Here is a 25,918-nt window from a genome sequence, read left to right as displayed (position 1 = left end):
GCGGCGACGTGGCCAAGTGGTAAGGCAGGGCTCTGCAAAAGCCCGATCAGCGGTTCGAATCCGCTCGTCGCCTCCTCCTCTTCTCTCATGGAAAGGCGTGATGCTAGATGATCACGTCTTTTTTATTGCTAAGGACTCCAGCGCATGCGGCAGCAGCGTAGCTACTCCACAAGAGCGATTGTCCTCAAGCGGATCAACCTCGGTGAGGCAGACCGCATTGTGACTCTCCTTACTCCAACTCATGGTAAAATCCAGGTAGTGGCCAAGGGAGTGCGTCGCCCGACTAGTAAGCTTGCTGGCCATCTAGAACTCCTCTGCCATAGTCAGTTGCAACTAGCTCTCGGGCGTGATCTGGATATTGTGACTCAGGCAGAGGGCCGCGAAAGCTTCCTCGATCTGCGCATGAGCCAGTGGCACATGACCTGCGGTTTCTACCTGGCTGAGCTTGTAGATCGTTTTCTTGAAGAGCAGACGCAGCATAGTGGGGTCTACTTTCTCATGCTAGAGATGCTGCGTGCGCTCGACGCCGATGCGGCTCGCTCTCCACAGGAGGAGTCGATTGACCAGGCGAATGATCCTTTGCATACGCTTTCGCAGTTGCTGTTGCGCTATTTCGAGATCCATCTCTTAAGCCAGGTGGGCTACGAACCTGCCTTTCGCGCCTGCGCCCATTGCGCTGCTGAGTTGCGTCCCGAGCCAAATGGCTTCTCTCCTTCGCTGGGTGGCGCCCTTTGTCCTCGCTGTTCACGTTTCTGGAGTCGTCCCCTCTCCGTTAAAGCGCTGCACGTGCTGCGCGTCTTGCAGCGCAGCGAGTGGCAGGCCGTTCCTCATTGGCGTCTCAGTGCTTCGCTGCTGTTGGAGATCGAGCGGGTGATGCATGATCTCCTCCGCTTTCATCTGGAGCGCGACTTGAAAACCTGGAGTTTTCTTGAGATGCTGCGCCTGGAGCGAAATCTTGATAGTCCCGCCCTTCCCTCCGCCCAGAATCTGTGATAGAGTGGTGCTCAGGTCAGCCCCTTTGCGGTTATCGTTCGGCTTCTCTGCCTATCTCCCTGCGAGGAGGTTTTCCATGAAACCATTTGCTCCCTCAGTCAGTGCCGACCTGGGAGCCTCCAGACGGCGTACCTCGGGCTATGCGGCCTATGCCTTCGCGATCATGTTCTCCATTAATTTTCTCAATTATATGGATCGTTATGTCTTCACAGGAGCCTCCCCTATCATTGGCCAGGAGTTGGGACTAGGCCTTGACCAGCTTGGCTACATTGCCTCGGCCTTTCTTATCGTCTACTCACTAGGGACACTGCCTTTCGGTATCTGGGCTGATCGCACGCGGCGTAAGAATGTGGTGGCGCTCTGCGTGGCTATTTGGAGCCTGGCCACGGCCTTTACTGCTCTGGCCAGTAACTTTATCGCCCTCTTCCTGTCTCGCATGGTCCTGGGCGTCGGTGAGGCCGGCTACTATCCAGCGGGCACAGCTTTGCTGAGCGACTACTATAGTCGTAAGAAGCGAGCACGGATCATGAGTCGCTGGGGGGCGGGCACGCTGATTGGGCTGATGGTAGGTTTCATCCTCGGTGGCTTCATTGCCGGATTGGGGAAAGGGAGCTGGCGGTTGGCTTTTCTTATTTCGGGGGTTCCAGGCCTCGTGCTGGCCTTGCTGGCCTGGCGCCTGCGCGAGCCGCGCCGCAACGAGGCTGATGAGCAGGAAGAGATGGAGGAGGAGCAAGTCGGCGAGCAACAAGAGCTGAAGGAAGGAAGAGCAAGCTCTGATCCTGTGCGGGCGCATCTGAAGTCGGTGATCAGCGTGCTGGTCTATCTGTTGGGAGGCTTCATCGTAGGGGGAACAGTCTGCAGCCTGGTACTGAAGAACTGGGAGGTGATCCTGGTCTTTAGCGCCATCGGGCTTGTGCTGGTGGGGGCGATTGCCTTGCTGGCCATTGGCGGTCTCTTGCTGGTAAGGCGCTGGCAGGCCAGGATTATCCAAGCCCAGGAGACCGACGCTGAAGTCGGAGAGCCAGAAATCAAGCCTCTTGCAGGGGCGGCGCTCACTACTTCCTCATCTCCTGCTGATGACGGGCAGCGACCATCTTTTTCCTGGCGGCGGCTCGGGCAGGACTTCTCTTCCCTGCTGCGTATTCGCAGTCTGGTCGTGCTGACGCTTGTCCAGACCTTTGCTTTCTACGCCCAGGGAGCAAGCGTCACCTTTTTGCCGGTCTATCTGCATCAGAAGGATGCCCTGGGGCTAACAGTAGGGCAGGCGGCGACGCTCTCGGGCGTAGTGGTGGTCATCGCCGGAATTGCGGGGATGATCATCGGTGGCTATCTGGCAGATATTCTGAATACCTTCCATCCGGGGGCGCGTATTCTTGTCTGCGGGATTGGCTTTTTGCTCTGTGCTCCGAGCTTCGCCCTGGCAGTGACGGTTCATAGTACTACCGCCTTTATGATCTTTTTCTTTATCACGGCTATGCTCATCTTGCTTTATAATGGACCCTGCACGGCGGCCATTCAGGACACGGTGCCCTCGGCGCTGCGCGCTTCAGCGGTTGCCCTGGCGTTGCTTCTGGCTCACTTGCTAGGCGACGCCTTTGCACCCTCGCTGATTGGAGTTCTGGCTCAGCATTTCGACCCGACACATGGCGGCCATTTTGCCCACGATCTGGCCGGTCAGGACCTGCGCCTGGCGTTGTTGGTGACTTGTGTGCCAATGTTGGTGCTGGCTGGGCTGGTTGGGATCGTCGGCGCCCGCTGGATGAAGAGCGATGTTGCTGCCGCGCAGCGCGCCGACGCTCTTGCTCAGGTGCAAAGGTCGGGGGCTGCAATGGCTTGAACCGACGAGAGCTTTGCAAGGGACGAATGTCGTGAGGAGATCGACAGCGAACAGAAAACAGAATCTTTTCGTTGGAGTCTGGTAGGTAATGGTGCATTTTTATGAGCTGGCGACAATGGATGCAGCCCAGCGCCGGCGTCTACTGCGCCGTGCCGAGCTGCGCATAGAAGAAGTGACGGAACGCGTGCGCCCTATCGTAGAGGACGTGCGTACGCGTGGCGATGCCGCTCTCCTGGAGTATACAGCGCGCTTTGACGGTGTCGAGCTGAGCGCGGAGCGCCTGCGTGTAAGCGCCGAGGAGATTGAGCGTGCTCATCATCAACTCGATAGCCGTATGCGCGCGGCACTTGAACAGGCCATTCGCAATGTCAAGGCCTTTCATCAGCGGCAATTGCCCCATGAGCAATGGTATACCCAGGTGATGCCGGGGGTCATGGCCGGGGAGCTGGTGACGCCGATCAGCAGCGTGGGCCTCTATGTGCCGCGCGGCAAAGGGGCTTTCCCCTCCGTTATGTACATGCTGGCCGCCCCTGCCAGCATTGCCGGTGTCGCGCGGATCGTTGTCTGTACGCCGCCTGGCCCGAGTGGTGAGATTGATGCTGCCTCTCTGGTGGCCGCCGATCTCTGCGGTGTGCACGAGATTTATCGCGTTGGTGGAGCCCAGGCCATTGCAGCACTGGCTTATGGTACCGAGACCATCCCGCGGGTGCATAAGATTACAGGGCCTGGCAGCGGCTATGTCGCAGCCGCTAAGCGGCTGCTCTACGGTGTCGTTGACGTTGGGCTACCTGCTGGACCAAGTGAAGCCATTCTCCTGGCTGACGACAGCGCCGATCCAGAGCTGGTCGCCCGCGACCTTTTGATCGAGGCTGAGCATGGCCCCGATTCCTCCAGCCTGCTGGTCACACCCGCTCGGCCCCTGGCAGAGGCAGTCAGGCAGCTCCTGCCGGCCAAAATCGCTGCTCTGCCTGAGTGGCGGCGGGCCTTTTGCCGCGCTGTCCTGGAGGAAGAGAAAGGAACAGGGGGGATCATCCTGACGCGCGATATGGAAGAGGCTGTGGCCTTTGTCAACGAGTATGCTCCCGAGCATCTGGAGGTTCAGGTACGTGAGCCATTCGCCCTGCTAACACAGCTGCGTAATGCCGGCGAGATTCTCTTAGGACCTGCTACTCCTATCTGTCTTGGCAACTATTGCATAGGAACCAACGCCATTCTGCCAACCGGCGGTTTCGCTCACACCTTCTCGGCGACCTCGGTTCACGATTTTCTAAAGCGCACCGGCGTGGCCTATGTGACAGCAACGGGGTATCGCGCGTTAGAAGAGACAACACGGATGCTGGCGGAGTTTGAGGGATTTCCTGCTCATGCGGCTGCTGTCAGCGAGCGCCCGCTGGCGACGTGGCCAGAAGCGAGGGAGTAAGGTGCAGTCTCAAGAGCTGCGGATAGCTCAGCCTGCCTCGTGCGGGGTGGGCCTGGGTGGGCCTGCCGTGCCACGGGGAGGCTGAGTTAGGCTGGGTTCACTTCGAGATAGTACGATAGCTCACTTCCTGTTCAATGAAAATGTGCTATAATGCGCCCAGCACCATGAGCAACGAGCGAGCGTTTTTCCTGGAAAACCAGGAAGCCAGAGCTGGCAGGCTAAGGAGGGAGAAGCGGGTCCAGGGAGGGGGCAAGCCCGGAAGATGAGATGGCGAGCATCACAAAGGTGGGAGAACAGTGCGGTAAGTGGAAGAGCGGGTATGAGGACGTCGCTGTAAAAGAGACAGGGCCAGGGACGAGCCTCTTAGGAGAATTCAGGGCTGCATCAAGAAGCGGTGTAAGGAAAGATGGCTAGCAATCACTCCGATCCCAGAGAAGTCGTGTCTGCCGGGAATGCCGCAACACCTTCAAGTTGGCAAGGCGAGAGCGGACCCCGGTTGCCTCCGCCGCCGGAAGCTCCAGCGGCGGTTGGCGCGGGTAGTGTGACGCCGGCGAGTGTTGGATCACAGGCAGCGGGGGCTGGGGTCATACGCCTCAGCCCTGGGGTCTTGCTGTCGAATGGACGCTATAAAATTGAGCACCTGGTGGCGGCGGGCGGTATGGGAGCTGTGTATCGCGCGATCGATCTGCGCTTTGAGCGTCCCTGTGCGGTCAAAGAAATGCTGGACGATTTTCAGAGCGAGGTGGAGCGGAACCAGGCAGTCGAGTGGTTCAAACGAGAGGCAACCCTGTTGCTTGATTTGAATCATCCCTGTATCCCGCGCGTACGCGACTTCTTTGTGGAAGAGGGGCGCCATTATCTGGTGATGGACTTCATTAAAGGGCGCACGTTGGCCAAAGTGCTGGAGGAGGAGGGGAATGTCGTGGGAGTCAACGGGGCGCGGGGGGTACCCGAGGCGCGTGCCAGGAGCTGGGCGCAGCAGATCTGCAATGTTTTGAGCTACCTGCATCGCCAAAATCCGCCGATTATCTTCCGTGATCTGAAGCCTTCGAACGTCATGGTCACGGACCGCGATGAGATCAAGCTGATAGACTTTGGAATTGCGCGTACCTTCCAGTCGCAGCGCCAGGCCACGATCATCATGACCATTGGCTATGCGCCGCCGGAGCAGCTGCATGGGATGCCGGAACCACGCAGCGACATTTATGCGTTGGGGGCAACGTTGCATCGTCTCCTGACGCATCACGATGCGGCCAACAATAGGCCGACGATCTTCTCGTTCCCACCGCTAAGAAGCTTGCGCCCTGATGTCTCGCCCGAGTTCGAGCAAGTCATCATGAAGGCGCTTTCGCCTAATGTAGAGCAGCGCTGGTCGAGTGCTGCGGAGATGGAACGGGCGATTTTGAGCCTGCCGCCGATCAAGGTTGTGCCTCCGTTGACGAGCAGCGTGCCGCCAACAGTAGCAGCCTCGCCTGCAACGCCGCGGCAGGTAGCCCTGCCAGTCGGTGGTACCACTGGCCCAGCTGGGCAATTCATTCTCACGGCGCAAGCCCAGCTGCAGGCCGGGCGCATCGAGGCAGCTTATGCTGCTGTCCAGCAGGCTTATGCTCTGGAGCCAAACAATGCCCTGGTCCATAAGATCTTTGGGCAGGTTTTCGCGCGTCGCCAGCCGCCTGATCCCCAGCGGGCGATTCAAGCCTACAACCGTTCAGTCCAGCTCAATCCCAATGATGCTGAGACGCATAAGCTGGTTGGCGATGTCTACCATTTTATTCTCATGCGCCCTGGCGATGCCATTACGGCCTACACTCAGTCTCTGCGTCTGAATCCCAACGATTTCGAAGCCCATCAGCGCCTTGCGCAGTGCTACGAGCGGCTGAATCAGCTGGAGCCCGCCCTACGAGAGTTCCAAGAGGCTCTGCGACTGACTCCCAAAGTTCCGACTCTGCTCGCCGCTTTGCACTATGAGATTGGCCAACTAGCCTGGCGACTCAATCAGCTGTCGCTAGCGGAGCGGAGCTTTGTGCAGGTCCTGATTATTAATCCCGCTGATCATCAGACGCGCTTTCTCCTGAGCCAGGTCTATGAGCGGGAGAACAAGCTCGGTGATGCCCTGCGTGAGTGCCGCTATGTTGTTGGGGCTATGCCCACCAATCAGGCGGCTCAGGCCATGTTACAGCGCCTGCAAGCCAGGTTAGGACGATGAGAAACTATTTGCTCCTTCGGCGCATTTCGTCAGCTTTGGATGTAAGGGAGAAAGTGCCGATGAGTACGTATCAGCTCTGTTCCGCGGAAAGGAAAAACATCGGCCTGCTGTCAACCGTGCTTGGCCCCTTGCTTGGCGCGCTTCTCATCGCCTTACAGCTCCTGTGGCCTGTTGCTGCAGTCGCTGCTCCTGGAGGCGGGGGTGTCGACGTCGGGAAAAGTCAGGTGCTGGACCTTGTAGGGGCAGCAGTGGTACGTTTGCTAGTGACCTATAGTCCCGGCCACGCGAGCAGCGGTCAGCTGCCCCTCATGTCTACCTCGGAGGGAAGTGTGTCCGATGAGCCGGTGCCGCTGAGTCTACCGGGCACTCAGTGTACAGGCTTAGGAGTACTTGTCAGAAGCTGGCAGCCGCGGGGAGCAGATGACCTGAACGCGTGGGTCTTAACCGACGGAGACCTGGTGAGCAGGCAGCGCCTCTGTGGCAATAGCGGCAGCACCGGCAACCTCCCAGATCAATTGACCTCGATTGATATCTATAGTAGCTCGACCGGTCTGGGGACCCTGTTAACCCACATTACCTGCGCTGGCTCTCCGCTGAGCTGTTCGAATCGTGGCCAGTTGCTCCCAAACGGTGGCAGTAGCTGCCCGATAGCACTGAGCAATTGCGCCCATGCTCTAGTGCTTGTTCCTTTCCATAGCGCCTATGTGCTACCTTATGCAGACCTGGCATCGCTATCCTCGGTGGGGCAGGCGACGACCTTTGGACTGGAGCTGACTGATGCCAGCGGTGCCCCGCCGACTCAAGCCAGCCAAGCGCCGAACTTTCTCATCCCCGAGCTGGTTGGGGGGCAGGAGCGACCTGTAAACACTGCCACCTCGACTCCTGGTGAGCTACAGGAGGCGGGTATGCCAATCGTCAACCAGGCTGGTCAGGTAGTCGGCTTGCAACTTCTCAGCGGCGAGGCCAGTGACGCCAGTCAAGTCGATGTTCTGCTACGTGGCTTCAACCTGCTAGCGGCGCCGACTAATCTGCTCCTCCCTCACTGGCGGAGCGGCGTTGAGGACTATTATCGTAGCCAGTATCAGCAGGCCAAAGCAGAGTTTCAGCAAGCCCTCACCCTCAGCCAGAACCAGCTCCGTGGAGCCCAGCAATTCCTGCAGCTGATTAATCAGCGTCTGCAGACTCAGGCCACTGGTCAGGCGCAGCCCCAAGAAGCAGGCAGCGAGGGCAGCTTCGCAGGTCTCCCGCTCCTTGTCTGGGGGGGCTTAGTTGGTTTACTGCTTCTGGTACTGATTCTGCTCTTCATCACCCTCACCGTGGGGCGCGTCAGGAGGCGCAAGGAGCTGGAGCGCTTCCGCAAAGAAGAGGAGGAAGCCAAGCGCCAGGCGGATCTAGAAGCGGAGCGTCAGCGTCAACGAGTCAGGACCCTCCAGGCGCAGCCGCCAGTGGCGGCCCCTGCTGCGAGGCTACAGCAGAGCCCGGTGGAGAGGGATGAAAGAGCGGCGGCAGCGATGACAACAGCTGGACCGGGGACTGTGCTGCACTGTCCGCGCTGTAAGCAACAGGTCAGTCGAGGAGTTGAGTATTGTCCCTCATGTGGGGTTTTGCTGTCACCTTCGACCTCGGGCCTGCGTCTTCGCGCGCTTGTGCCGCCGGAGGCAGCAGCTCCTCAGTCGGCGCCACCGATGCCAGGACCAGATATGCCTGCGGCGAACGAGATGCAAGCGGCAGCTTTCTCTGCGCCTCCAGCGTCTGCTCAATCCGCCCCATCGCCCTCGCTCAGTGATCAGCCCACATTTGTCTTGCCGCCGCTCAGCGAGCAACCGACGCAAGCGATCATTGCCCCCGCCGCAGACAGATCGGAGGGCAAAACCCAGGTCATAAGAGGGAGACAGCGGATGAAGAGCCTTCAGCTGGTGGTTGGTCATCGCACTGATCCAGGTATCAAGCGACGTCATAAGCCGAATGAGGACAATTTGCTTGCCATTCTAGGAGGGAGGCAACTCGGGGGACAGCTGCTGCCCTGGGGTCTCTTTGTCGTGGCCGATGGTATGGGAGGCCATGCCAATGGGCAGGATGCCAGCCGCCTGGCCATTCAAACCATTGTCGACTATGTGTTGCCTTCGCTGCTACGCGAGCACGAGCTGGGCAACAACGATTACCAGCGTCTCCTGGTAGAGGGAGTGCAGTCGGCTAATCAGACTCTCCATGAGCAGAACCTGCGTGAGCATGCTGATATGGGAACCACTATGACCACAGCTTTGATTGTCGGCTCCGTGGCCTATGTTGCCAATGTGGGTGATAGTCGCACCTATCTCTATCGCGAGGGCAGGGGCCTCAAGAAGGTGACGCAGGATCATTCGGTCGTTGCCAGCCTGGTAGAAGCGGGCATTATCAAGCCCGAGGATATCTATACCCATCCGAAGCGTAACCAGATCTATCGGAGCCTGGGAGAGAAGCCAATCGTCGAGGTTGACCCTTTCCGGGAAGAATTGCAGCCCGGCGATAAACTCTTGCTCTGCTCCGATGGTCTCTGGGATATGACTCGTGATCCTCACATCGAGGCCGTGCTGCGCAAACCTGCTGATCCTCAGCAGCTCGTTGATGATCTGGTGCAGCTCGCGCTCGATGGAGGTGGCGAGGATAACATTTCCGTCATCGTGGTACAGCTCGTCGAAGGGACGCGGGCAAAGAGCGTGTCCAGCCTGCAGGTTCTTGCTCAACCTGATCAGTTTGCTCTCCCTACCTTGCCACAGAGCTGACAGCATAGTAGCAGAGGCGATCGATTGCAGCAGAGGCGCGCCAGGAGAGAGAAGCATGCTCCTGGCGCTTACTTTCTGCTGTTGGCCCTCCTGGGTCAGAGAGGGTGAAGTCAGTCAGCCTGTTTGTCGCCTGTTCAACCCTGTGCTATAATCTTTGCAGCATCTTCTGACCCTCTTTTCCTTCGTAAAGAAGGGTCCGACAGCTGGAGGAAGGCGTGTGTCACTAACTACCAGTACTGGGTATCTTTATGCTGCGATTCTGCTGGCCGCTGGTTTCACTTTTGTCTTGATCACGATGACGGTCGCGAATCTGCTGGCTCCCAGACGCAGGACCCCTGAGAAGCTGCAGACCTATGAGTCAGGCGAGGTGCCGATCGGTTCGGCCTGGGTCCAGTATCCGCTGGGATTCTATATCTTTGCCTTGCTCTTCGTTGCCTTCGATGTCGATATTGTCTTTATTATCACCTGGGCTGTTCTTTTCAAAAGCCTGAGTATCTTTGGCTTTTTTGAGATACTCTTCTTTATTATTGTGCTCGCGCTCGGTCTGGTCTATGCCTGGCGCAAGGGAGTGATCCGATGGATATAGTACCGCGAGTTTCGCCGATTCCGAGCGCCGCCGACTACAGTGACGAGCTAGCCGAGCTTACGCGTGACCTGGCGCCGCTGGCGCAGATCACCGGCCAGCCGGTGGTGCCGCGGGTGATGAAAGGCAATTATCTGGGCATCGAGGTTGATCGTGCCCATCTGGTTGCCGTCTGTCGCTTTCTCCGCGATCAGCTAGGCTTTGACCTGCTCAGCTGCATCTCCGGGGTCGACATGCTTGACCACCTGGAAACGGTCTATCATGTGCGTTCGACCACACGCGGCTCGCTCTTGCAAGTCAAAGTGCGCCTGGATGCCGAGAACCCGGAGGTGGAAAGCGTCGTTTCGGTCTGGCCAACGGCCAACTGGCTGGAGCGAGAGACCTATGATCTGTTCGGTATCCGTTTTACGGGACATCCCGATCTGCGACGCATGCTGCTCGATGACGACTTTGAGGGGTACCCACTGCGCAAGAGCTTCCATCAGGTGCCTCTGACAGTCAAGCCGCCGGCGACAACCCAGGTTGATCCCAATATGGCGGTCGCTGGCCAGTATCAGCAGCGTGGGGTCGAGCATGTGGTGCAGAAGAAGTTTGGTCAGGGCAAGCTAGAGCGGCTCCATCCAGGGACGCCGACCTTTGGCCATGCTTCCCATGCTCACGAGCACGAAGAGGAAGAAGGAGAGGCGCGTTCAGGTTCGATGGAGGGCCAGGCTCGCTGATGGCCAGCAACAGGGGGAGCAGCAAAGGAACCAGAACCAGAGCCTCAGCGAAGGCCGGCAGGCGCACTGAGCACGCCGAGCTACCACAAGGGCGGGGGCCAGAACAAAAGGTGCGACCACTTGCTGCCCGCTCAGCATTCGAGTTACGTAGCTTGCTCTGGTCTCTCTTTCTGGCGCTGGCCTTCTGGTGCCTGGCAATCATCTTTTATGTGAGCTTGCAGCGAGATCCGAACCGCATACTCTACGCTGCAATGGCGGCGTTTCTGGCGCTGCTCTGGACTGTCAACTTCAGTTTCCGTCTCTCCGGGAAGCGACGGCGCTGAGATGCTTGCCCAGTGGCTGCCTGTACCAGGATTCGCCTCGCCTGCCATTCTGGTCAGGTTGCTGCCCTACCTGTCAATCGGTCAGCCAGCTAGCCAGCTAGCAGCGAGAAGACAAGACTGAAGTTTACCCTGCCTCAGCGGCTGGAGAGCCGTGCCGAGGTATAGGTGCAGCACAGTCAGTGGTGCGTCACGCATGCTTGCCCGCTGCGGACACTGAACACTGACTACCTCTACTACCTGCTGAGCGAGACCAAAGAGCTGCGAGGAAGCTATGGCGACCAATCAAGGTGTAAATAGACCTCCCCTCGAAGGGGTAGCGCCCGGTGAGCTGCGCTCCGAGGAGATGATCCTCAACATGGGGCCGCAGCATCCAAGTACTCACGGGGTTCTCCGCCTCGTTCTCACCCTGGAGGGTGAGACAGTGGTGGATTGTACGCCGGTTATTGGCTACCTTCATCGTGGCATTGAAAAGATTCTGGAGAATCGCACGGTGATGGCCGGCATTCGCTATATGGACAATGCCGACTATCTCTCACCGATGCTCAACGAGACCGCCTATGTGGGGGCAGTCGAGCAGTTAATGGGCATTGAGCCGCCGCGTCGTGCCCAGTATATTCGCCTGATCACCAATGAGCTGCAGCGCATCGCCAGCCATCTGGTGGCCATCGGCACCTATCTGCTCGACCTGGGCGCCTTTACTCCAATTCTATGGACCTTCCGCGATCGCGAGGGAATTCTCTCGCTCTTTGAAGCCCTGGGAGGGAGCCGCTTTAATGTCAACTATATGCGCGTGGGCGGCGTCCTGCATGATTTTCCCAAGGGCTGGCTCCAGCAATGTGAAGCCTGGTGCAATCAGTTCGAGAAGAATCTGCAAGAGCTAGAGACCCTGATCACGGGAAACGAGATTTTCGAAGCGCGCACGCAGGGCGTCGGTTATGTTGATCCCCAGCAAGCCATTGCCTATGGACTGACCGGTCCGATGCTGCGCGCCAGTGGCGTGAATTGGGACCTGCGAGTCAATCGTCCCTATATGGCCTATCGGGAAATCAAGGTCAATCCCCAGGTGCGCCAAGAGGGCGACTGCTATGCGCGCTATCGGGTGCGGATGCAGGAGATGGCTGAGAGCCTGCGCCTGGTGCGGGTGGCAATGGATCAGCTTCCGGGTGGCCCGATCTCAACGCGGACGCCGATTGCGCTCCGTCCGCCGCGCGGAGAGACCTACTTTGCCATTGAGAGCAGTAAGGGCGAGTTGGGCATCTACTTTATCAGCGATGGCAGTGAATACCCGTGGCGGGCCAAGATCCGAGGGCCTTCCTTTGTGAACCTGCAGATCCTGCCCGAATTGCTGCGTGGCCATAAGATGAGCGATGTCGTGGCCATTCTGGGAAGCCTGGATATTGTGCTGGGAGAGGTCGATCGTTAACGCTCTCAGGCAAGGCAACAAGCTGCGCCTCCCGCCAGAAGAGGGCCGCTAGCTCTGTGAATAGTTGCAGGCCAGGCTCTGGGCCGGGCAGCCGCTCCTTTCTATTAGCGGTGACCGCGGCTGGCAGCCTGCTCTGAAGGAGCAAAAGAGTAGACAGAGATGTCGAGCAGAGAGGCGGGCGCGCATGACTTGCCCGTGGGCGCTCTGATGCAAGGTAAGAGAGTGGAGTGTATCCTATGTCCGGTGGAGTTGTATTAGCCGAAGTCTGGTGGGAGCAGCTCCTCCACGGCATCCTTTCCTGGGAGTTTCTCGAGTTCGTGGTGGTGTTTGTTTCCATCTTTGGCTTCGTGATGACAAGTGCCGTGATTCTGATCCTGGCCGAGCGCAAAGTCATGGCCTGGATGCAGGATCGCTATGGCCCGCTGCACACGGGGCCGTGGGGCCTGTTGCAAACGGTGGCTGACGTGGGCAAATTGCTGCTCAAAGAAGATATTCATGCTGGTAAAATCGATAAGGCTGTTTTTATCCTGGCCCCTTCGGTTTTCCTCGCCCCGGTGATTGCCTCGTTTGCCGTGCTGCCGTTCTCGCCCTATATCAGCCTGCCAGGGGCGCCGTTGGCGACAGGCATTGTCTACTTGATCGCTATGAGTTCGCTGGATGTAGTGGGCGTGATCATGGCGGGCTGGGGCTCCAACAATAAGTATGCCCTCATCGGGGGCCTGCGCTCCGCGGCTCAGATGATCTCTTACGAGTTGCCGCTCGTTCTCTCGTTGGTCAGCATTGTGATGCTGACCAGCATCCTGCGCGACAACGGCCTCGGCACCATTGCTATCAAGGATATTATGAATTTCCAGATGGCGCAGAGCTGGCCGGGCAAGGGCAACCCAGTCTGGGACTTCATCTTCGAGGGCTTCACTCCCTGGGCCTGGTTTATTCTGGTGCAGCCGTTGCTCGTTTTGATCTACTATACCTGTGGACTTGCCGAGACGAACCGCTCACCTTTTGATCTGCCAGAGGCTGAGTCAGAGCTGGTGGCCGGCTACCTCACTGAGTACAGTGGCATGCGCTGGGCGCTCTTCTTCCTGGGTGAGTATGGCAATATGACGATCGTCTCGGCGATCACAGCTATGCTCTTCCTCGGTGGCTGGTCAGGTCCGGGGGTGGCCTTCCTGACGGCGCCTGGTATGGCCATTGGCTGGCAAGTCCTGGGCAACCTGCTGGCGCTCTTCTACTTTATCCTCAAGATCTACCTGCTTTGCGGAGTGTTCATTTGGGTGCGGACCACCCTGCCGCGCCTGCGTGCCGATCAGCTAATGCAGTTTGCCTGGCTGATCCTGATCCCCACGACCCTGGTAAACATTGTCCTTACAGGAGCGCTCTATCTGCTCCTGAATGCCCTCGGGGTCTCGAACGTGGTCTTCCTGGTGGTCCTGGGGGTCGTCAACTGGCTGATGCTCTTTGGCTTCTTCTGGGTGGTCAGCCGGGCGACGACAGCCTCGACGCGACGTGCGGTGGCCCCGGCTATTCGGACCCGCCAGCGCTTGGCGGCCCTGGCGCCGTCTCCCGCTGCCCCACGTCTACCTGAGCCAGAGCGAGCTGGTGTAACTGGTGCCGGCGCCAGCAGCGGCAGGTAAAGGCGACAGGGAGTGGGATACCGGCTAGATGGAGGAGGCGGGAGCCAGCGGGTAGAGCGATGGCTAATCAATGGTGGCCATCGCTCTGCTCTATCGCTGTCGCCGCTGTAGGCTGGTTATCTCCTTCCAGGCGAGCATACTGGTCAAGAGGGGGCAGGAAGCTGTCAGAGCCAGCAGCGGCTGGACAGATTTCCTGCCTCGCTCATTGCAGTCCCTGTCCTTGCTGATCTCTTCCGTTCCTGTAGCTTCTTTCCCTCCCGCTCCATGCTTCTGAAGAAAGAGCCGCTCAGCACGGGCCGAGCGGCTGCCTGCGAGCGGCTGGTGTCTAGAGTCCCCGCAGCTTGAGAATGACAGTGGTTAGCAGAATACTTAGGAGAGCTCCGAACGTTACCTGGGCCACCGTATGCCGGCGCAGGACTACTCTTGACCAGCTTACCAGGATGAGGAGCAGGAAGAGCGGCAGCATCACTGAGCCATACATGGCGGTCAGCAGAGTTGCGGCACTGGCCATTGAAGAGGCGTGGACGCTGATTTTCCACCAGAGCGTGATGAAGAGCATTACGATACCGCTGGCGATCGTGATGATCAGCAGCGTCATCAAATTATAAGGTCCGTGGAGGGTCTGCAAGACAAAGAGACCGACGGTGGCCGAAGAGATAGAGAACAGATAAGGACCCATGCGCTCAGAGCGGCGCGTGATTTCCAGATCGGAGAGCCGACCGGTGTGGACGCCGATGGCGATATAGAGCAGGGGACCCAGACTCAAGAAAAAGAGAGTGATAAAGGCGCAGGCCAGAGCATAGCGCGGATCTGCGCTATGGTAAAGCGCTACCAGTGTTACCAGCGGCAAAGAGATTGAAAAAGGAGCAAGAACGTTGGAAACGTGTCTTGCAATCCGTAGGCGTAAAGACTCACTATCAGTCATAGCAAATTCACCAAGTTGAAGGCCGGCGGCATCTTCTTTGGGCATCTGAGTCAGACGGCGGCTGTTCATCGCGATCACTCTTTCTCTTCCTCGTGGGCGGCGCTAGTAGTTGGCTGGGCGAGCTGGCTGGCCTGGTGTACCACGACAGGATAGCCCAGAATTCTAGAAGCGATCTGGCGGAAGGAGGCGGGTTCACCGCTGCACCATACTTCCAGTCTGCCGCTGGGGTCCTGGCCTCCTTGATTGCTCGAAGGCTTCAGCAGCGCGGCGGCTTCCAGCACGGAGCGTGTCCGGCGAGCAATAGCCGCTCCGCTGTCGATGACCTGGACGTTGCTGCCGGCCACGCGCTCGATCACCGGGCGTAAAGCCGGGAAATGGGTGCATCCCAGCACCAGCACATCGATATCCTTGCTGAGTACGGGTCTCAGAGCCTGGCGCACGACCTCCTCCGCCGTCGGCGTATCCAGCTCGCCGCGCTCGACGAGGGTCACCAGCTCAGAGCAGCCGTGGCTATAGGTCTCAATCTCGCGAGCAAAGTCGGCAATTAATTGTTGCAGGTAGGGCGAGCGTGCTGCTTGATTCGTAGCGATGATACCAATGCGCCCCTTGCGTGTCAGGCGTGCTGCTGGCTTCACGGCAGGCACTACCCCGACGAACGGTACGGGAAAGGTGGCGCGCAAGGTGGCAAGGGCCGCTTGTGAGGCGGCGTTGCAGGCGACAACGATCAGTTTCACCCCACGTTCTACCAGGAAGCGACTGATCTCCAGCACCAGCTGGGTGATCTCCGCCTCACTGCGCAGGCCATAAGGGCAGTGAGCGGTATCGCCGACGTAAATGTAGTCCTCGCCGGGTAGCTCTTGCCGCAGGGCACTGAGAATGGTCAAGCCACCAGCTCCCGAGTCAAAGACCCCAATGGGGGCACTGGCCTGGCCAGCTCCAGGGGCCTGCAGGGTCGGCAGGGTCGGTAGCTGTGATAGCTGGGACTCGACCGCCTGCTGGAGATGGGCGCTTTGGAGCATGCTACTCGATGAAGTATCATATAATTGTTTCGAATCACTATTATGCATAACACTACTGCAGAACCATCAGCATAGTGATAATAATATAGAAAAGCACGTGCCCTGATGACGATCGCCTGGCATAATCCTGGAGGCGAGCGGAGTGCTTGCTGACGAGCAGGCGCTGGCAGGCAGGGTGCTGACCAGAAGAGCCAAGCTCCTCAACCGTAATAAGGTCAGGCGAGCGGCCCAGATAGAGGCGGGCAAAGAGGCACCAGGGCCTTTTCGTTAGAATACTCCACTGTCCCAGGAGATGCAACCCATCCATCGGCATTGCTGCCGCGCAGCTTCGGAGCGGCTGAACGCTGCCCTCGCCTACTCCTTGCCTTGCTCTCACTCAGCCAGGCTCAGACCGTTCTGGCGAGCCGCATTGACTCAGCCAGGCTGGCCTAGCCAACGATCCGAGTATCTCTGACGGGGATGAGCCTAAAAGCCAGGAGTAGCTTGTCCATCTTTCTGATTGCCCATTCCCTGTCCTTCGCTCTTCTCCAAGAGTCAGCTAGGCTCACCAAAAGACGACCTTCGCTTCTGCAGAGTAGGCCTGCGTAATGGCGTCAGCGCCCAAGCGGAGGTGCCTTGCTCGCGATGAGCGGAGCGCAGGGTTGCCACTGCCGCCGGCAGGATGCACGTTGCATCCTGCCACCAGCCCGGTCGGTACGGTACTGGTCTCAGGCGATCCCAGCAGAGGCTGCAGATCCCGTCGTATCAGTCAGGTACTCTATATAGAACGATCCAGCCAAGAGATCAACCACACTGGCCCCACCTGTCCCACTCCTGAAAAAAGTCTGATGGCTAAAGGCTCAGCGACAGCAGGGGAAGAGAAGGCGGGCCCAAGCATGCCCGGGGATGCTTGCCAGGCAGGCCGGATTCTAACGCTTCTCTAACACTCTTCCTACGCTTCTCTAATGCTTTTCCTACACAGCTCTAATGAGGGGTGTGGCATACTCAAAGCAGGCTCAGGTGTTGCTTGGACAGCAAGGAGAGGCGAGGACCCATGTACGCAGCGAGCAATCGGTCACAAGGGAACGCTGGTCAGAGTGCTCAGCGGGCGCCGCAACCGCAGCCGCTGCGCTGTGCGAACTGCGACATCGAGATTCGCTGGTCTCCAACGATCGTGCAGGGCAAAGCTTATTGCTGTAGCGGGTGTGCCGCGGGGGGCCCTTGCAACTGTGACTACTCACAGTATCGCTCAGTCAATATCTCTGGCGTAATCCACTACATGCCTGAGCACGAGGAGGATTCTGCCCAGCCGCACGGGATGGAAACAAGCCCGTCCTGAGCTGCTAGAAGGGTGCTCGTGAGAGGCTCGTCGACTCTGGTGGCCCCCGGTTCTGCTGTCTCCCCATCATGCAGCTGCCGATCGAACGCGCAGATAGTGGGACTGGAGTATTCATCACGCCAGGCCCAATCTGAGGTCATGGGCAGCGATGAGTGGAAAGCGGCCTGGCCTGTGACGAGGCGAGGTGGCAGGCGAGGAGAAGCGAGGCTCTCCTATTAGAGTGAAAGCCCGCCTGATAGCCCCTTTGTTCGCTTGTGTACGTGCGCGAGATACGCGAGGGTCCTGCATAGAGAGAAGCGGTAAAAAAACTAGCGGAAGAAAGGGAGAAGACGTTCGTGGCGAAGATCCGTCCTGTTGGCGACCGCGTGGTGGTGAAGCCCGCGGCCAAAGAAGAAGTCACTAAGAGTGGTATCGTTATTCCTGATACAGCCAAGGAGAAGCCCCAGGAAGGGACCGTCGTCGCCGTAGGGAGCGGTCGGCTGCTGGATAATGGTGAGCGGGCGGCGTTGGAGGTGCGCGAGGGCGATCGTGTGCTCTTTGCCAAGTACAGTGGCACCGAGTTCAAGCTCGATGGAGAGGAGTACCTGGTCCTGAAAGAGAGCGATATTCTCGCCGTTCTGAGCTGATCCCCGCCGTGAGGCCTCCCATATGTTGGGAGCTCCCATCTCTCGATGAGAGGAGAGCGTGGTAATCGACCAACCGATCGCTTAGCCAAGATAGAGAGGAAGGAACAATCGATACATGGCGAAACAGCTAGTATTTGACAGTGAGGCGCGTCGTTCTCTGAAGCGAGGGATCGACATTCTCGCGGCTGCGGTCAAGGTGACCCTCGGTCCCAAAGGGAGGAACGTCGCCCTCGATAAGAAGTTCGGCGCTCCTTCCATTACGCACGACGGCGTCACGGTGGCCAAGGAGATCGAACTGGAAGACCCCTTTGAGAATATGGGGGCCCAGCTCCTGAAAGAAGCGGCCACCAAGACCAACGACGTCGCCGGTGATGGCACGACGACTGCCACCGTCCTGGCGCAGGCCATCGTCACGGAAGGCTTGAAGAATCTGGCCGCTGGTGCCAATCCAATGCAGCTCAAATATGGTATCGATCGCGCCACCGAGGCTGTCGTCGACTACATTCGTTCGGTTGCTGTCCCGGTGCAGACGCGTGAGGACATCGCTCATATTGCGACGAACTCCGCGGCAGATGAGACGATTGGCAGGCTGATCGCCGATGTGATGGACAAGGTCGGCAAGGATGGCGTGATCACCGTTGAGGCCTCGCGCGGTACCAGCTTCGAGACGGAGTTTGTCGAGGGTATGCAGCTTGATAAGGGCTTCGTCTCGGCTTACTTCGTGACCAATAGCGAGAAGCAGGAAGCCGCCATTGAGAATCCCTATCTCCTGATTACCGATCGCAAAATCAGCGCCGTGGCCGACATTCTACCGGTGCTGGAGAAGATCACACAGCAGGGTCGACGCGAGCTGGTGATCATCGCCGAGGATGTTGATGGGGATGCCCTGGCGACGCTGGTGGTGAATAAGGTGCGTGGGGTGCTGAATGTGCTGGCCGTGAAGGCCCCAGGCTTCGGCGATCGTCGTAAGGAGATGCTGCGCGATATCGCAGCGCTGACTGGCGGCCAGGTGATCAGTGAGGAGATGGGCCGCCGCCTCGATTCGGTGACGCTGGCCGATCTAGGCCAGGCCCGCCGTGTGGTGGCGACCAGAGATACGACGACCATCGTCGAGGGCCGTGGCAATCCCGCTGATATCCAGGCCCGCATCCGTCAGATCAAGGCCCAGATCGAGGAGACGACCAGCGACTACGATCGTGAGAAGCTGCAGGAGCGCCTGGCGAAGCTGGCCGGCGGCGTGGCCCTGATCAAGGTTGGGGCCGGCTCAGAGGTGGAGCAGAAGTATCGCCAGACGCGCGTGGAGGACGCCCTGTCGGCGGCCCGGGCCGCCGTTGAGGAAGGTATCGTTCCCGGCGGTGGTGTGGCCCTGCTCAATGCGATCGAGGCTTTGGACAAGCTGGAACTGACTGGTGACGCCGCGACCGGGGTGAAGATCCTGCGCCGCGCCCTGGAGGAGCCGGTGCGCCAGCTCGCCATCAACGGTGGCAAGGATGGCTCGGTCGTGGTCGAGGGCATTCTGCGTGCCCAGCGCGAGCATAACAATCGCAACTATGGCTACAATGTCCTGCTCGATCGCTATGAGGACATGATTGCCGCCGGCATTACTGATCCGGCCAAGGTGACCCGCTCAGCCCTGCAGAATGCGGCCAGCATCGCCGCCATGATCCTGACGACAGAGGCCCTCATCACCGACGTGCCTGAGAAAGAGAAAGCGGCTGCTGCTCCTTCTATGCCTGAGTACTAGCGCTCGGCGAACCGCTTCACCCTGGTTCTCTGGGACGGGAACAGGGTGTTAGACTGTACGAGGCCCTCTTCCCCCCTGTCTTTGGGAAAGGATGAGGGCCTCGTTGGCTGTTAGTGAGCTGGCTGCCTCTCCCGCCCGGCCCTTGCTCAGGCGGTAAAGTGCAGCGAGTCGAGCATCGGGTTATAGTACTTTTGCATCGCCTCGTCAAAGACGTCATTGCTGGCATAAAACTGAAGGCTGTAGTAATGTTGCTTGTACATGACGCTCAAGGTGACGAGGTGCAAGCTTTGGTTGTTGTTCAGAGGGAAGCTCACGTCATCCTCGCTCCAGTCCTGGCCCCCGACGGTGCGTGTCTGTGGGGTATTGGTCAGGGCTTGCGGGTTGCTCAGGCTGGTGGCCTGAGCGAAGTTCTGAATCAGAAACTGGTCAAGATCGTGCGCGCTGGGAAACGCCTGGTTGGCATCGCTAGGAAATTGGACAATCAGCAGGCTCAAAGGAACTGAGAGACTCTGAGGGGGATCGAGCGTGAGCGTTTTCACTCCGCTAGTGGACGTATTGAGCTGGCCCTCGACCCAGTCCTGGGGCAGGCTCAAGGTCAGGCCCAGAGACTGACTACTGGCATTGCTCAAAGGCTTGAAGGAGGATGGCGTGGGCAGAACGTTCGTGGTCGAGTTCTGGGTGCCTGCTGTGGCGGTGGCGGTCGCCGCCGGCGCCTGGCTGGGAATCCGAACGCTGCGCACGGGAGCCTTGGGGGCAAAATAGCCGTGGACCCAGAGTAGTCCCACCGTAAAACCGGCGCCGAGCAGACAGCTCAGGAGTAGGACGGCGATCGCTGTGAGCCAGCGGTTGGGACGCGCCCCTGGTCGAGCCTGGGCGGGTAAAGCAGCGGCTGCAGTCTGCACAGCAGCGTTGTTGACCAGCAGCGAGGGACCTGAGGCTTCGCGCGGGTCGCGCGGCCAGGCAGGTGTATCGGCGGGAAGATACGAGTAATATGTTGATGTCCCTGATGAGACCGCTGCGCCGCACTGAGGACAGACCACGGCATAGACTGGTAGTTCTAACTTGCATTGCGTGCAGGTCATGGCTGCACCTCTCTCATGTTCGTTCCGACAACAGCTGCTGTCGTCGGAGAATGCAGTCTGTGCAAGAGATGGATGGATAGAATGGCTGCAACCGGGACGAGGTCTGACATCCTGCTGTGCTCCGGCGCCTCTCCCTCACGCTCGACCGGTTGCTGATTGACTAGCCAGCGAGAGCTATCTCGGCTTGTAAACCGGCTCCTTCCCCGGTGGATAGTGCATCCTTGCCTGATCCGTGCGGCTCGGCTCACTCCAAACGGGTTGGTTAGGGCTGCTGACCAGTGGGGTGTCACTCACCCGGCTGCCCAGGGCCATGAGCTGAGCTATCGGACCCAACGGCAGTCAAAGCGGACCTGTCCACTGCGACGATCGGTGATAGCCCTGATGACCTCCAGGGTGATCAACTCGCCAATGGCTACTGGCAGATCCTGCTCATCAAGCACGCGGCAATCGAAATGACGTTTCGGGTCGTTGAGGTCGGCAATGACACAACGCACATAAGGATGCTCCTCACCGCCAATAGAGGCCCGTAGGCCGGATTCCTTAGCGAGCAATCTTCCCGTGCGCTTCACCGTCCGCTGGTCCCCCTCTCTGGGAATCCTCTCACTCACTTTCCTCCTGTCCAGATAGGATGACAGACCGCTAAAGACATAGTAGAAGAGTCTGCAGCAAAAGTCAACTGTGCTGCGGCAAATGAGATTCCCTTTTCATCTACCCCGCCGCCGCTTCTGTAGGCAGAAGCGGGAGCCGGGTAGCTTGAGCCTCCTTCCCCTCCTGGTTGTCCTGGGTGCTGGCCGATCAGGTCTACTTGAGGCTTAGCTTAGCCCAGTACCTCGGGGTTAACCAGGTTCGGGGGCCGACGTCCCTCGTGGTAGGCGACGATGTTATTACTGGCCATCAGCGCCATCTGGTTACGCGTCGCGTAGGAGGCACTGGCAATATGTGGCAGCAATACCACATTGTCCATTGTCAGAAGCTCTGGTTCGATGGCTGGCTCGTGCTCATAGACATCCAGGCCGGCGCCGGCGATCTGCTTCGCCTGCAAGGCGCGCACCAGGGCCTTCTCATCGACGACAGGCCCGCGAGAAGTATTAATCAGGTAGGCCGTGGGCTTCATCAATGACAGCTCTCGTTCGCCGATCAGGTGATGGGTCGAAGGCAGGTAGGGTGTATGAATACTGACGAAGTCGGACTCACGCAGCAGCTCGTCCAGCGGGGCATAAGTGAGATGATAGGTGGCCTCCTCCTCGGGTGGCAAGCGGTAGACATCATAGTAGAGGACGCGCATTTCGAAGCCGCTGGCGCGCTTGGCGACGATTTTCCCGATGCGTCCGGCGCCGATCAGGCCCAGAGTTGCGTGATGAACATCGACGCCACAGAAGAGCAGGGGACCCCAGCCTTTGAACTTACCGGCGCGCACAAAGCGCTCAGCCTCGGGGATACGACGAGCCACGGCGATCAGCAGGCCGAAGGCCAGGTCGGCGGTAGTATCGGAGAGGACGCCCGGGGTGTTGCTGACGGCTATACCGAGGCGGGTGGCTGCTTCGACATCGATATTGTTGTAACCAACGGCCATGTTGGCCACCATCTTCAGGCGTGGTGTGGCCGAGGCGCAAGCCTCCAGAAAGCGGGCGTCGATCTGGTCGGTGAGCAGACAAAAAATATAGTCATGACCGGGGCCGCGGCGGAGCAGCTCTTCGTAGGGCCAGATCAGGCCCTCCTCCATGTTGGCTTCTACCTCGCCGATGGCCTCCAGAGGCGGATAGGCAACATCAGGTACACGCTGGGTCACAAGGATTTTGGGACGTTCTGCCATAGCACTCTCCTGCCGATCTTACTTGCTTTGTTGCTGCTGCTGCTGACTTGCTGGGGCAGTGGTCTGCCTGAACGAGTTGAAGCTGGGAGGCCTTGCCTATGTATGGGGCGCCCCACTTTACAGATGAGCTGATGCAGTCTGATTGTGACCGCTAGCCATGCCGGATAGAACTTTCTTTTTATTGTATAACCTCTGACAAGCCTCTCGTCTGATCCGTCTGATCGTCCGTGCTAGCGGTCTGCTGACAGGTCAGGGCAGCCGGGAGGTGGAACGGTTTCGCCAGACGGCGGCGCAGGAGCATAAGGAGGGCGGGCCATCCGTCTCGCCAGGGAGAGAGTTTTTTGGCCTGGCGAGGAGTATAGCGAATGGGGACCTCCAGGATGGTAAGGCCGGCCTGCACCAGGTAGATGGTGATCTCTGGCTCAATCTCGAAACGGCGTCCCTGGAGAGGGAGGGCCTGCACCACAGCGCGTGGCATGAGCTTGTAGCAAGTTTCCATGTCGGAGAGGCGGCAGCCGTAGAGCAGATTAGTGATCACAGTCAAAAAGCGATTGCCCCAGCGTGTCAGCCAGGGCTGTTGAGAGAGATTACGGCAGCCGTAAACGGCTGCGAGCGGCTGACCCGCCGTGGTCCAGCGCTCCACGAGCCGAGGGATATCCTGTGGATCATACTCCAGATCGGCATCCTGGATAAGGACCAGGTCGCCCGTGACATAGCTGAAGCCTGTGCGCAGGGCTGTGCCTTTCCCCTGATTGGTGCTGTGGCGTACGTAGCGGTAGCGATCAAAGGGTGGCTGCTGGCGCAGTGTCTGCAAGATGTCCCAGGTATGGTCGAAGGAGGCATCGTCAACTATGATCACTTCCAGATCGAGGGGAAGTCTGGCCAGGGCCTCCAGAAGTCTGGCCACTGTGGCTTCCTCGTTGTAGACAGGCACAACCACCGAAACGCGCATGCTTGCAGTAACCTCACTTCCCGACGCTGCAGAGTGGAGAGTATGGGAGGCGCATGCTGCCGTTCATGCTCCTCTCCTTATCCAGGATGACCATCCGCTGGATAGTAGTGCGCAAGGAGTAGAGCTTTTTCTCCTGACCCGGCCTCAGACCTGATGAATAGTGGGCCTGGTCTCTCTGCTCATTCCCACAGCTGAATCGTGCTATCGGTCAAAGCAACGAGCAGACGACGACCGGCAAAATGCAGGGCGCTGATCTGCCACGGATGGTAGAGCTTCTGGACGAGCTGCCCGGTTGTCAGCGACCAAAGCTCTACCACGCCCTCGTTGATCTCACTATCCTCACGGGCCACAGCCAGCCAGCTGGCGTCGTCGGAAAGCGCCAGACGTGAGGTGCCTCCCAGAGGGCCGACGGCGAGATCGTAGTAGGTGGCGGCCCGCAGGTCCTGTACTCGCACGCGATTACGCTCCTGTCGCGCTGCGAAAACCACTGTCTGTAGATCAGGCGTGACGGCATAGGGTGGGGCACAATCGCTACACGCTCCGGCCAGCACAGAGGTGACAATGCGCGGACGTGGGCGGTTCCCGAAGCGTGTGCGGGCCATAAGGTCCCAGCGCCGGACGACGATTACCTCCTCCTGACTGCCCGGGCTATGCCCACAGGAGAGCGTCAGTAAGGAGCGCGTATCGCGCGAGAGGGCGCGCAGGCGAATTGCCCAAAACTGCCGCTTCTCGATTTCCTCTTCGATGCAGACCAGGTTCTCCTGGGGGGTGGTGCTCTGCCCGGGCTGGTAAAGCAGGACATCGGTAGCGCGCACTCCCACTTTACGCGGGGTGCGCGGGTCCTCAGCCTGATAGGGAAGGGCGAGGCGCAGGCTCAGATAGGAAGAATCCGTTGTCGATTCCGCCGGCGGCTTAGGAGCGCTTCCTTCCTCCACGAAAGCCAGATCGAGCGTGTAATGGTCGAAGACAGTGCGCTGCTGCAAGGGATAGCTCCAGACCAGCGAGCCGCTCTGTGTATTCCAGACGTGCAGGCCAAGGCGCCCCCAGCCGGCCAGCAACTCTCCGTGCGGCGAAAAGCGCAGTTCACGCAGCGATTCGACTGTCAGAGCGGGATCAGTGCGAAACTGAGAGAGCTGAGTGCCGTGGGCCAGGCTCCAAATGGCTCCCTGGCCATCCAGAGTGCCGGCGGCTATGTAGAGATCGTTATCCCTCGTTTGGACGCTGCCCAAGGCCGAGATCACTCCCAGGGACGTCTGCAGGCGGGCACCAGCGCGCAAGGGGCCGCGCGTGCTGAAGATGCTCAGGCTGGCAAACTCCAGCTCCTCCTGTGGATCGACGCGCTGTGGGCGCCGGCGAGGTCGCAGCTGGCCGTTGCGCACATCCAGCATTCCCCCCAAGGCTACATCGTATTGCTGCCGCTTCTGCGGGTCGCTCAAGACTGCATAGGCCCGGTTGATACGCTTCATCTGGGTTGCCCCCTCGGGGCCGGCCAGATCAGGATGGTAGCGCCGTGCCAGTTGTCGATAGGCGCGCTTGATCGTCTCCTGATCAGCATCCGCTGGTACGCCCAGAATGGCGTAGTAGTTTTCCAGTTCGTCCCTTTCCATGACCGACTCTGTTGCCTGCTGAAAGTAAGCGGGTGGTACTAGAGCGATACAATACGTGTTTTGGCGCGGTTGCTTTGCATCGACAGGCGCCGTGTGCGCCAAATATACCAGGTTGCGACGGTGCGATAGGGCCGCCAGCGCTCGCCAAAGGCCAGCAATTCCTTGCGCGTTGGGCGCCGTTCCAGCGCGTAGAGGAGGCGGAGACCCTCAGCCAGACCCAGATCGTCAACGGGCCAGACATCAAGGCGCCCCAAGGAAAAGATCAAGATCATTTCTGCTGTCCAGCGTCCGATGCCCCTGACAGCGGTCAGCGCACGGATAACGGCCTCATCGTCAAGCGCCGGGATCTGCTGCAGATCAAGCTCACCGCTCAGGACACGTGCACAGAGATCGCGTATGTAGCTGATCTTCTGCGAAGAGAGGCCTGCGGCCTGCAGCTGCCGCTCAGCGAGGGCCACCAGAGGTTGGGCCTGAAGGGGGCCGGGAGGAAGCAGAGCACGCAAGCGTGCCATGATCGCGTCGGCGGCCTGGATAGAAATCTGCTGTGAAATGATGGCATCGACCAGCGCCTCGAAAAGGTTGGGGTCCGGTACCAGGGTGCATGGCCCCACGCGCTCAATCGCGCTGGCCAGGACAGGATCACCAGCTTTCAGCGCCAGGGTAGCTGCAGCGACAACATCAGTCCAAGTTTGCTGGATAGTCATTCGTCCGTCTTTCTGCTCGCTCAACGCTCTAGTTTCGGTCGCTTGCTTCATGCCTGCCCAAAGGCTGACCGCTGAGGCGAACGGCACAGCCGATAGAGGCGAAGCGCCGGATGGAGAGCGCATCGAGGTGTCTCAGCTCGGCTCTCCGCAGATATTGTAGCACATGCCGGCTTTCTGCCGCTGGCGCCTCCCGTCTGGCGTAGGGCGAGAGAGGAGGGCTGCGTCAGG

General features: G+C 59.1%; 21 protein-coding genes, 1 tRNA gene and 1 pseudogene. 13 read left to right on the top strand and 10 right to left on the bottom strand.

Annotation, left to right across the window (positions count from 1 at the left end; genetic code table 11):
* The first annotated feature begins 2 nt into the window (after nt 1–2).
* The 11 genes from KTAU_RS05035 to KTAU_RS04985 all read left to right on the top strand — a co-directional run bounded on the left by KTAU_RS05035 (nt 3) and on the right by KTAU_RS04985 (nt 13,900).
* A tRNA-Cys gene (locus KTAU_RS05035) sits at nt 3–73 on the top strand.
* Between the two features lie 71 nt (nt 74–144).
* The gene (recO, locus tag KTAU_RS05030) at nt 145–993 is read left to right on the top strand and encodes a DNA repair protein RecO (RefSeq protein ID WP_151727306.1); all 849 of its coding nucleotides are present in this window, start codon (nt 145–147) and stop codon (nt 991–993) included.
* 76 nt (nt 994–1,069) lie between these two features.
* A complete protein-coding gene (locus KTAU_RS05025) occupies nt 1,070–2,830 on the top strand; it encodes an MFS transporter (RefSeq protein WP_151727305.1) in 1,761 nt (586 codons plus the stop codon).
* Between the two features lie 88 nt (nt 2,831–2,918).
* On the top strand, nt 2,919–4,250 hold the full coding sequence (hisD, locus tag KTAU_RS05020; protein ID WP_151727304.1) for a histidinol dehydrogenase: 1,332 nt from the start codon (nt 2,919–2,921) through the stop codon (nt 4,248–4,250).
* Nucleotides 4,251–4,656: 406 nt separating this feature from the next.
* Nucleotides 4,657–6,456: a serine/threonine-protein kinase gene (locus tag KTAU_RS05015; RefSeq protein WP_151727303.1), complete on the top strand. Its 1,800-nt coding sequence runs from the start codon at nt 4,657–4,659 to the stop codon at nt 6,454–6,456.
* Nucleotides 6,457–6,515: 59 nt separating this feature from the next.
* Entirely contained in the window at nt 6,516–9,218 is a 2,703-nt protein-coding gene (locus tag KTAU_RS05010; RefSeq protein ID WP_170293067.1) for a protein phosphatase 2C domain-containing protein, read from the top strand.
* 217 nt (nt 9,219–9,435) lie between these two features.
* Nucleotides 9,436–9,804: an NADH-quinone oxidoreductase subunit A gene (locus KTAU_RS05005; RefSeq protein ID WP_228026318.1), complete on the top strand. Its 369-nt coding sequence runs from the start codon at nt 9,436–9,438 to the stop codon at nt 9,802–9,804.
* A complete protein-coding gene (locus KTAU_RS05000; RefSeq protein WP_151727301.1) occupies nt 9,795–10,520 on the top strand; it encodes an NADH-quinone oxidoreductase subunit C in 726 nt (241 codons plus the stop codon). The genes KTAU_RS05005 and KTAU_RS05000 overlap by 10 nt, the downstream gene beginning before the upstream one ends.
* Nucleotides 10,520–10,843, top strand: a complete 324-nt coding sequence (locus tag KTAU_RS04995; RefSeq protein WP_151727300.1) for a hypothetical protein — start codon at nt 10,520–10,522, stop codon at nt 10,841–10,843. Before KTAU_RS05000 ends, KTAU_RS04995 begins: the two co-directional genes overlap by 1 nt.
* A 271-nt stretch (nt 10,844–11,114) precedes the next feature.
* Nucleotides 11,115–12,266: an NADH-quinone oxidoreductase subunit D gene (locus KTAU_RS04990; RefSeq protein WP_151727299.1), complete on the top strand. Its 1,152-nt coding sequence runs from the start codon at nt 11,115–11,117 to the stop codon at nt 12,264–12,266.
* A 236-nt stretch (nt 12,267–12,502) separates the two neighbouring features.
* Complete coding sequence (locus tag KTAU_RS04985) at nt 12,503–13,900, top strand: complex I subunit 1/NuoH family protein (protein ID WP_151727298.1); 1,398 nt, start codon at nt 12,503–12,505, stop codon at nt 13,898–13,900.
* A 325-nt stretch (nt 13,901–14,225) separates the two neighbouring features.
* Here the strand turns inward: KTAU_RS04985 and KTAU_RS04980 are convergent, their stop codons facing one another.
* From KTAU_RS04980 to KTAU_RS22505, 4 genes and pseudogenes are all read right to left on the bottom strand, one after another.
* Nucleotides 14,226–14,894, bottom strand: coding sequence for a phosphatase PAP2 family protein (locus KTAU_RS04980; protein ID WP_151727297.1), 669 nt, complete (start codon nt 14,892–14,894; stop codon nt 14,226–14,228).
* A 5-nt stretch (nt 14,895–14,899) separates the two neighbouring features.
* Complete coding sequence (murI, locus tag KTAU_RS04975; RefSeq protein WP_151727296.1) at nt 14,900–15,892, bottom strand: glutamate racemase; 993 nt, start codon at nt 15,890–15,892, stop codon at nt 14,900–14,902.
* A 4-nt stretch (nt 15,893–15,896) separates the two neighbouring features.
* Entirely contained in the window at nt 15,897–16,157 is a 261-nt protein-coding gene (locus KTAU_RS04970; RefSeq protein ID WP_151727295.1) for a hypothetical protein, read from the bottom strand.
* A gap of 394 nt (nt 16,158–16,551) precedes the next feature.
* Nucleotides 16,552–16,668, bottom strand: a pseudogene (locus KTAU_RS22505) (hypothetical protein); the annotation flags it as partial.
* A gap of 829 nt (nt 16,669–17,497) precedes the next feature.
* Here KTAU_RS22505 and groES point away from each other — a divergent pair.
* Together groES and groL are read left to right on the top strand one after the other, a co-directional pair.
* Nucleotides 17,498–17,788, top strand: coding sequence for a co-chaperone GroES (gene groES / locus KTAU_RS04960; protein WP_052887780.1), 291 nt, complete (start codon nt 17,498–17,500; stop codon nt 17,786–17,788).
* A gap of 115 nt (nt 17,789–17,903) precedes the next feature.
* Nucleotides 17,904–19,532 carry a chaperonin GroEL gene (groL, locus tag KTAU_RS04955; protein WP_112429457.1) on the top strand — a complete coding sequence of 543 codons (1,629 nt, stop codon included), beginning with the start codon at nt 17,904–17,906 and terminating at the stop codon, nt 19,530–19,532.
* Between the two features lie 146 nt (nt 19,533–19,678).
* On the opposite strand, the gene KTAU_RS04950 is transcribed toward groL, so the two are convergent.
* From KTAU_RS04950 to KTAU_RS04925, 6 genes are all read right to left on the bottom strand, one after another.
* On the bottom strand, nt 19,679–20,614 hold the full coding sequence (locus tag KTAU_RS04950) for a hypothetical protein (protein ID WP_151727294.1): 936 nt from the start codon (nt 20,612–20,614) through the stop codon (nt 19,679–19,681).
* Nucleotides 20,615–20,934: 320 nt separating this feature from the next.
* Entirely contained in the window at nt 20,935–21,222 is a 288-nt protein-coding gene (locus tag KTAU_RS04945) for a hypothetical protein (protein WP_151727293.1), read from the bottom strand.
* Nucleotides 21,223–21,431: 209 nt separating this feature from the next.
* Nucleotides 21,432–22,427: a 2-hydroxyacid dehydrogenase gene (locus KTAU_RS04940; protein WP_151727292.1), complete on the bottom strand. Its 996-nt coding sequence runs from the start codon at nt 22,425–22,427 to the stop codon at nt 21,432–21,434.
* Between the two features lie 178 nt (nt 22,428–22,605).
* A complete protein-coding gene (locus tag KTAU_RS04935) occupies nt 22,606–23,379 on the bottom strand; it encodes a glycosyltransferase family 2 protein (protein ID WP_151727291.1) in 774 nt (257 codons plus the stop codon).
* Between the two features lie 179 nt (nt 23,380–23,558).
* A complete protein-coding gene (locus tag KTAU_RS22255; protein ID WP_170293066.1) occupies nt 23,559–24,986 on the bottom strand; it encodes a DnaJ domain-containing protein in 1,428 nt (475 codons plus the stop codon).
* A 38-nt stretch (nt 24,987–25,024) separates the two neighbouring features.
* Nucleotides 25,025–25,690, bottom strand: a complete 666-nt coding sequence (locus tag KTAU_RS04925) for a DNA-3-methyladenine glycosylase family protein (protein WP_151727290.1) — start codon at nt 25,688–25,690, stop codon at nt 25,025–25,027.
* Nucleotides 25,691–25,918 lie beyond the last annotated feature (228 nt).

It is taken from the genome of Thermogemmatispora aurantia, assembly GCF_008974285.1.
GTDB classification, from domain to species: domain Bacteria; phylum Chloroflexota; class Ktedonobacteria; order Ktedonobacterales; family Ktedonobacteraceae; genus Thermogemmatispora; species Thermogemmatispora aurantia.
The sequence above is the reverse complement of the archived record's forward strand: the minus strand, read 5'-3'. Positions and strand labels throughout refer to the sequence as shown.

Coding starts and splice junctions, on each gene's coding strand:
- recO (WP_151727306.1), top strand. CDS start 145: ATGCGGCAGCAGCGTAGCTACTCCACAAGAGCGATTGTCCTCAAGCGG.
- KTAU_RS05025 (WP_151727305.1), top strand. CDS start 1,070: ATGAAACCATTTGCTCCCTCAGTCAGTGCCGACCTGGGAGCCTCCAGA.
- hisD (WP_151727304.1), top strand. CDS start 2,919: ATGGTGCATTTTTATGAGCTGGCGACAATGGATGCAGCCCAGCGCCGG.
- KTAU_RS05015 (WP_151727303.1), top strand. CDS start 4,657: ATGGCTAGCAATCACTCCGATCCCAGAGAAGTCGTGTCTGCCGGGAAT.
- KTAU_RS05010 (WP_170293067.1), top strand. CDS start 6,516: ATGAGTACGTATCAGCTCTGTTCCGCGGAAAGGAAAAACATCGGCCTG.
- KTAU_RS05000 (WP_151727301.1), top strand. CDS start 9,795: ATGGATATAGTACCGCGAGTTTCGCCGATTCCGAGCGCCGCCGACTAC.
- KTAU_RS04995 (WP_151727300.1), top strand. CDS start 10,520: ATGGCCAGCAACAGGGGGAGCAGCAAAGGAACCAGAACCAGAGCCTCA.
- KTAU_RS04990 (WP_151727299.1), top strand. CDS start 11,115: ATGGCGACCAATCAAGGTGTAAATAGACCTCCCCTCGAAGGGGTAGCG.
- KTAU_RS04985 (WP_151727298.1), top strand. CDS start 12,503: ATGTCCGGTGGAGTTGTATTAGCCGAAGTCTGGTGGGAGCAGCTCCTC.
- KTAU_RS04980 (WP_151727297.1), bottom strand. CDS start 14,894: ATGAACAGCCGCCGTCTGACTCAGATGCCCAAAGAAGATGCCGCCGGC.
- murI (WP_151727296.1), bottom strand. CDS start 15,892: ATGCATAATAGTGATTCGAAACAATTATATGATACTTCATCGAGTAGC.
- KTAU_RS04970 (WP_151727295.1), bottom strand. CDS start 16,157: ATGCCGATGGATGGGTTGCATCTCCTGGGACAGTGGAGTATTCTAACG.
- groL (WP_112429457.1), top strand. CDS start 17,904: ATGGCGAAACAGCTAGTATTTGACAGTGAGGCGCGTCGTTCTCTGAAG.
- KTAU_RS04950 (WP_151727294.1), bottom strand. CDS start 20,614: ATGACCTGCACGCAATGCAAGTTAGAACTACCAGTCTATGCCGTGGTC.
- KTAU_RS04940 (WP_151727292.1), bottom strand. CDS start 22,427: ATGGCAGAACGTCCCAAAATCCTTGTGACCCAGCGTGTACCTGATGTT.
- KTAU_RS04935 (WP_151727291.1), bottom strand. CDS start 23,379: ATGCGCGTTTCGGTGGTTGTGCCTGTCTACAACGAGGAAGCCACAGTG.
- KTAU_RS22255 (WP_170293066.1), bottom strand. CDS start 24,986: ATGGAAAGGGACGAACTGGAAAACTACTACGCCATTCTGGGCGTACCA.
- KTAU_RS04925 (WP_151727290.1), bottom strand. CDS start 25,690: ATGACTATCCAGCAAACTTGGACTGATGTTGTCGCTGCAGCTACCCTG.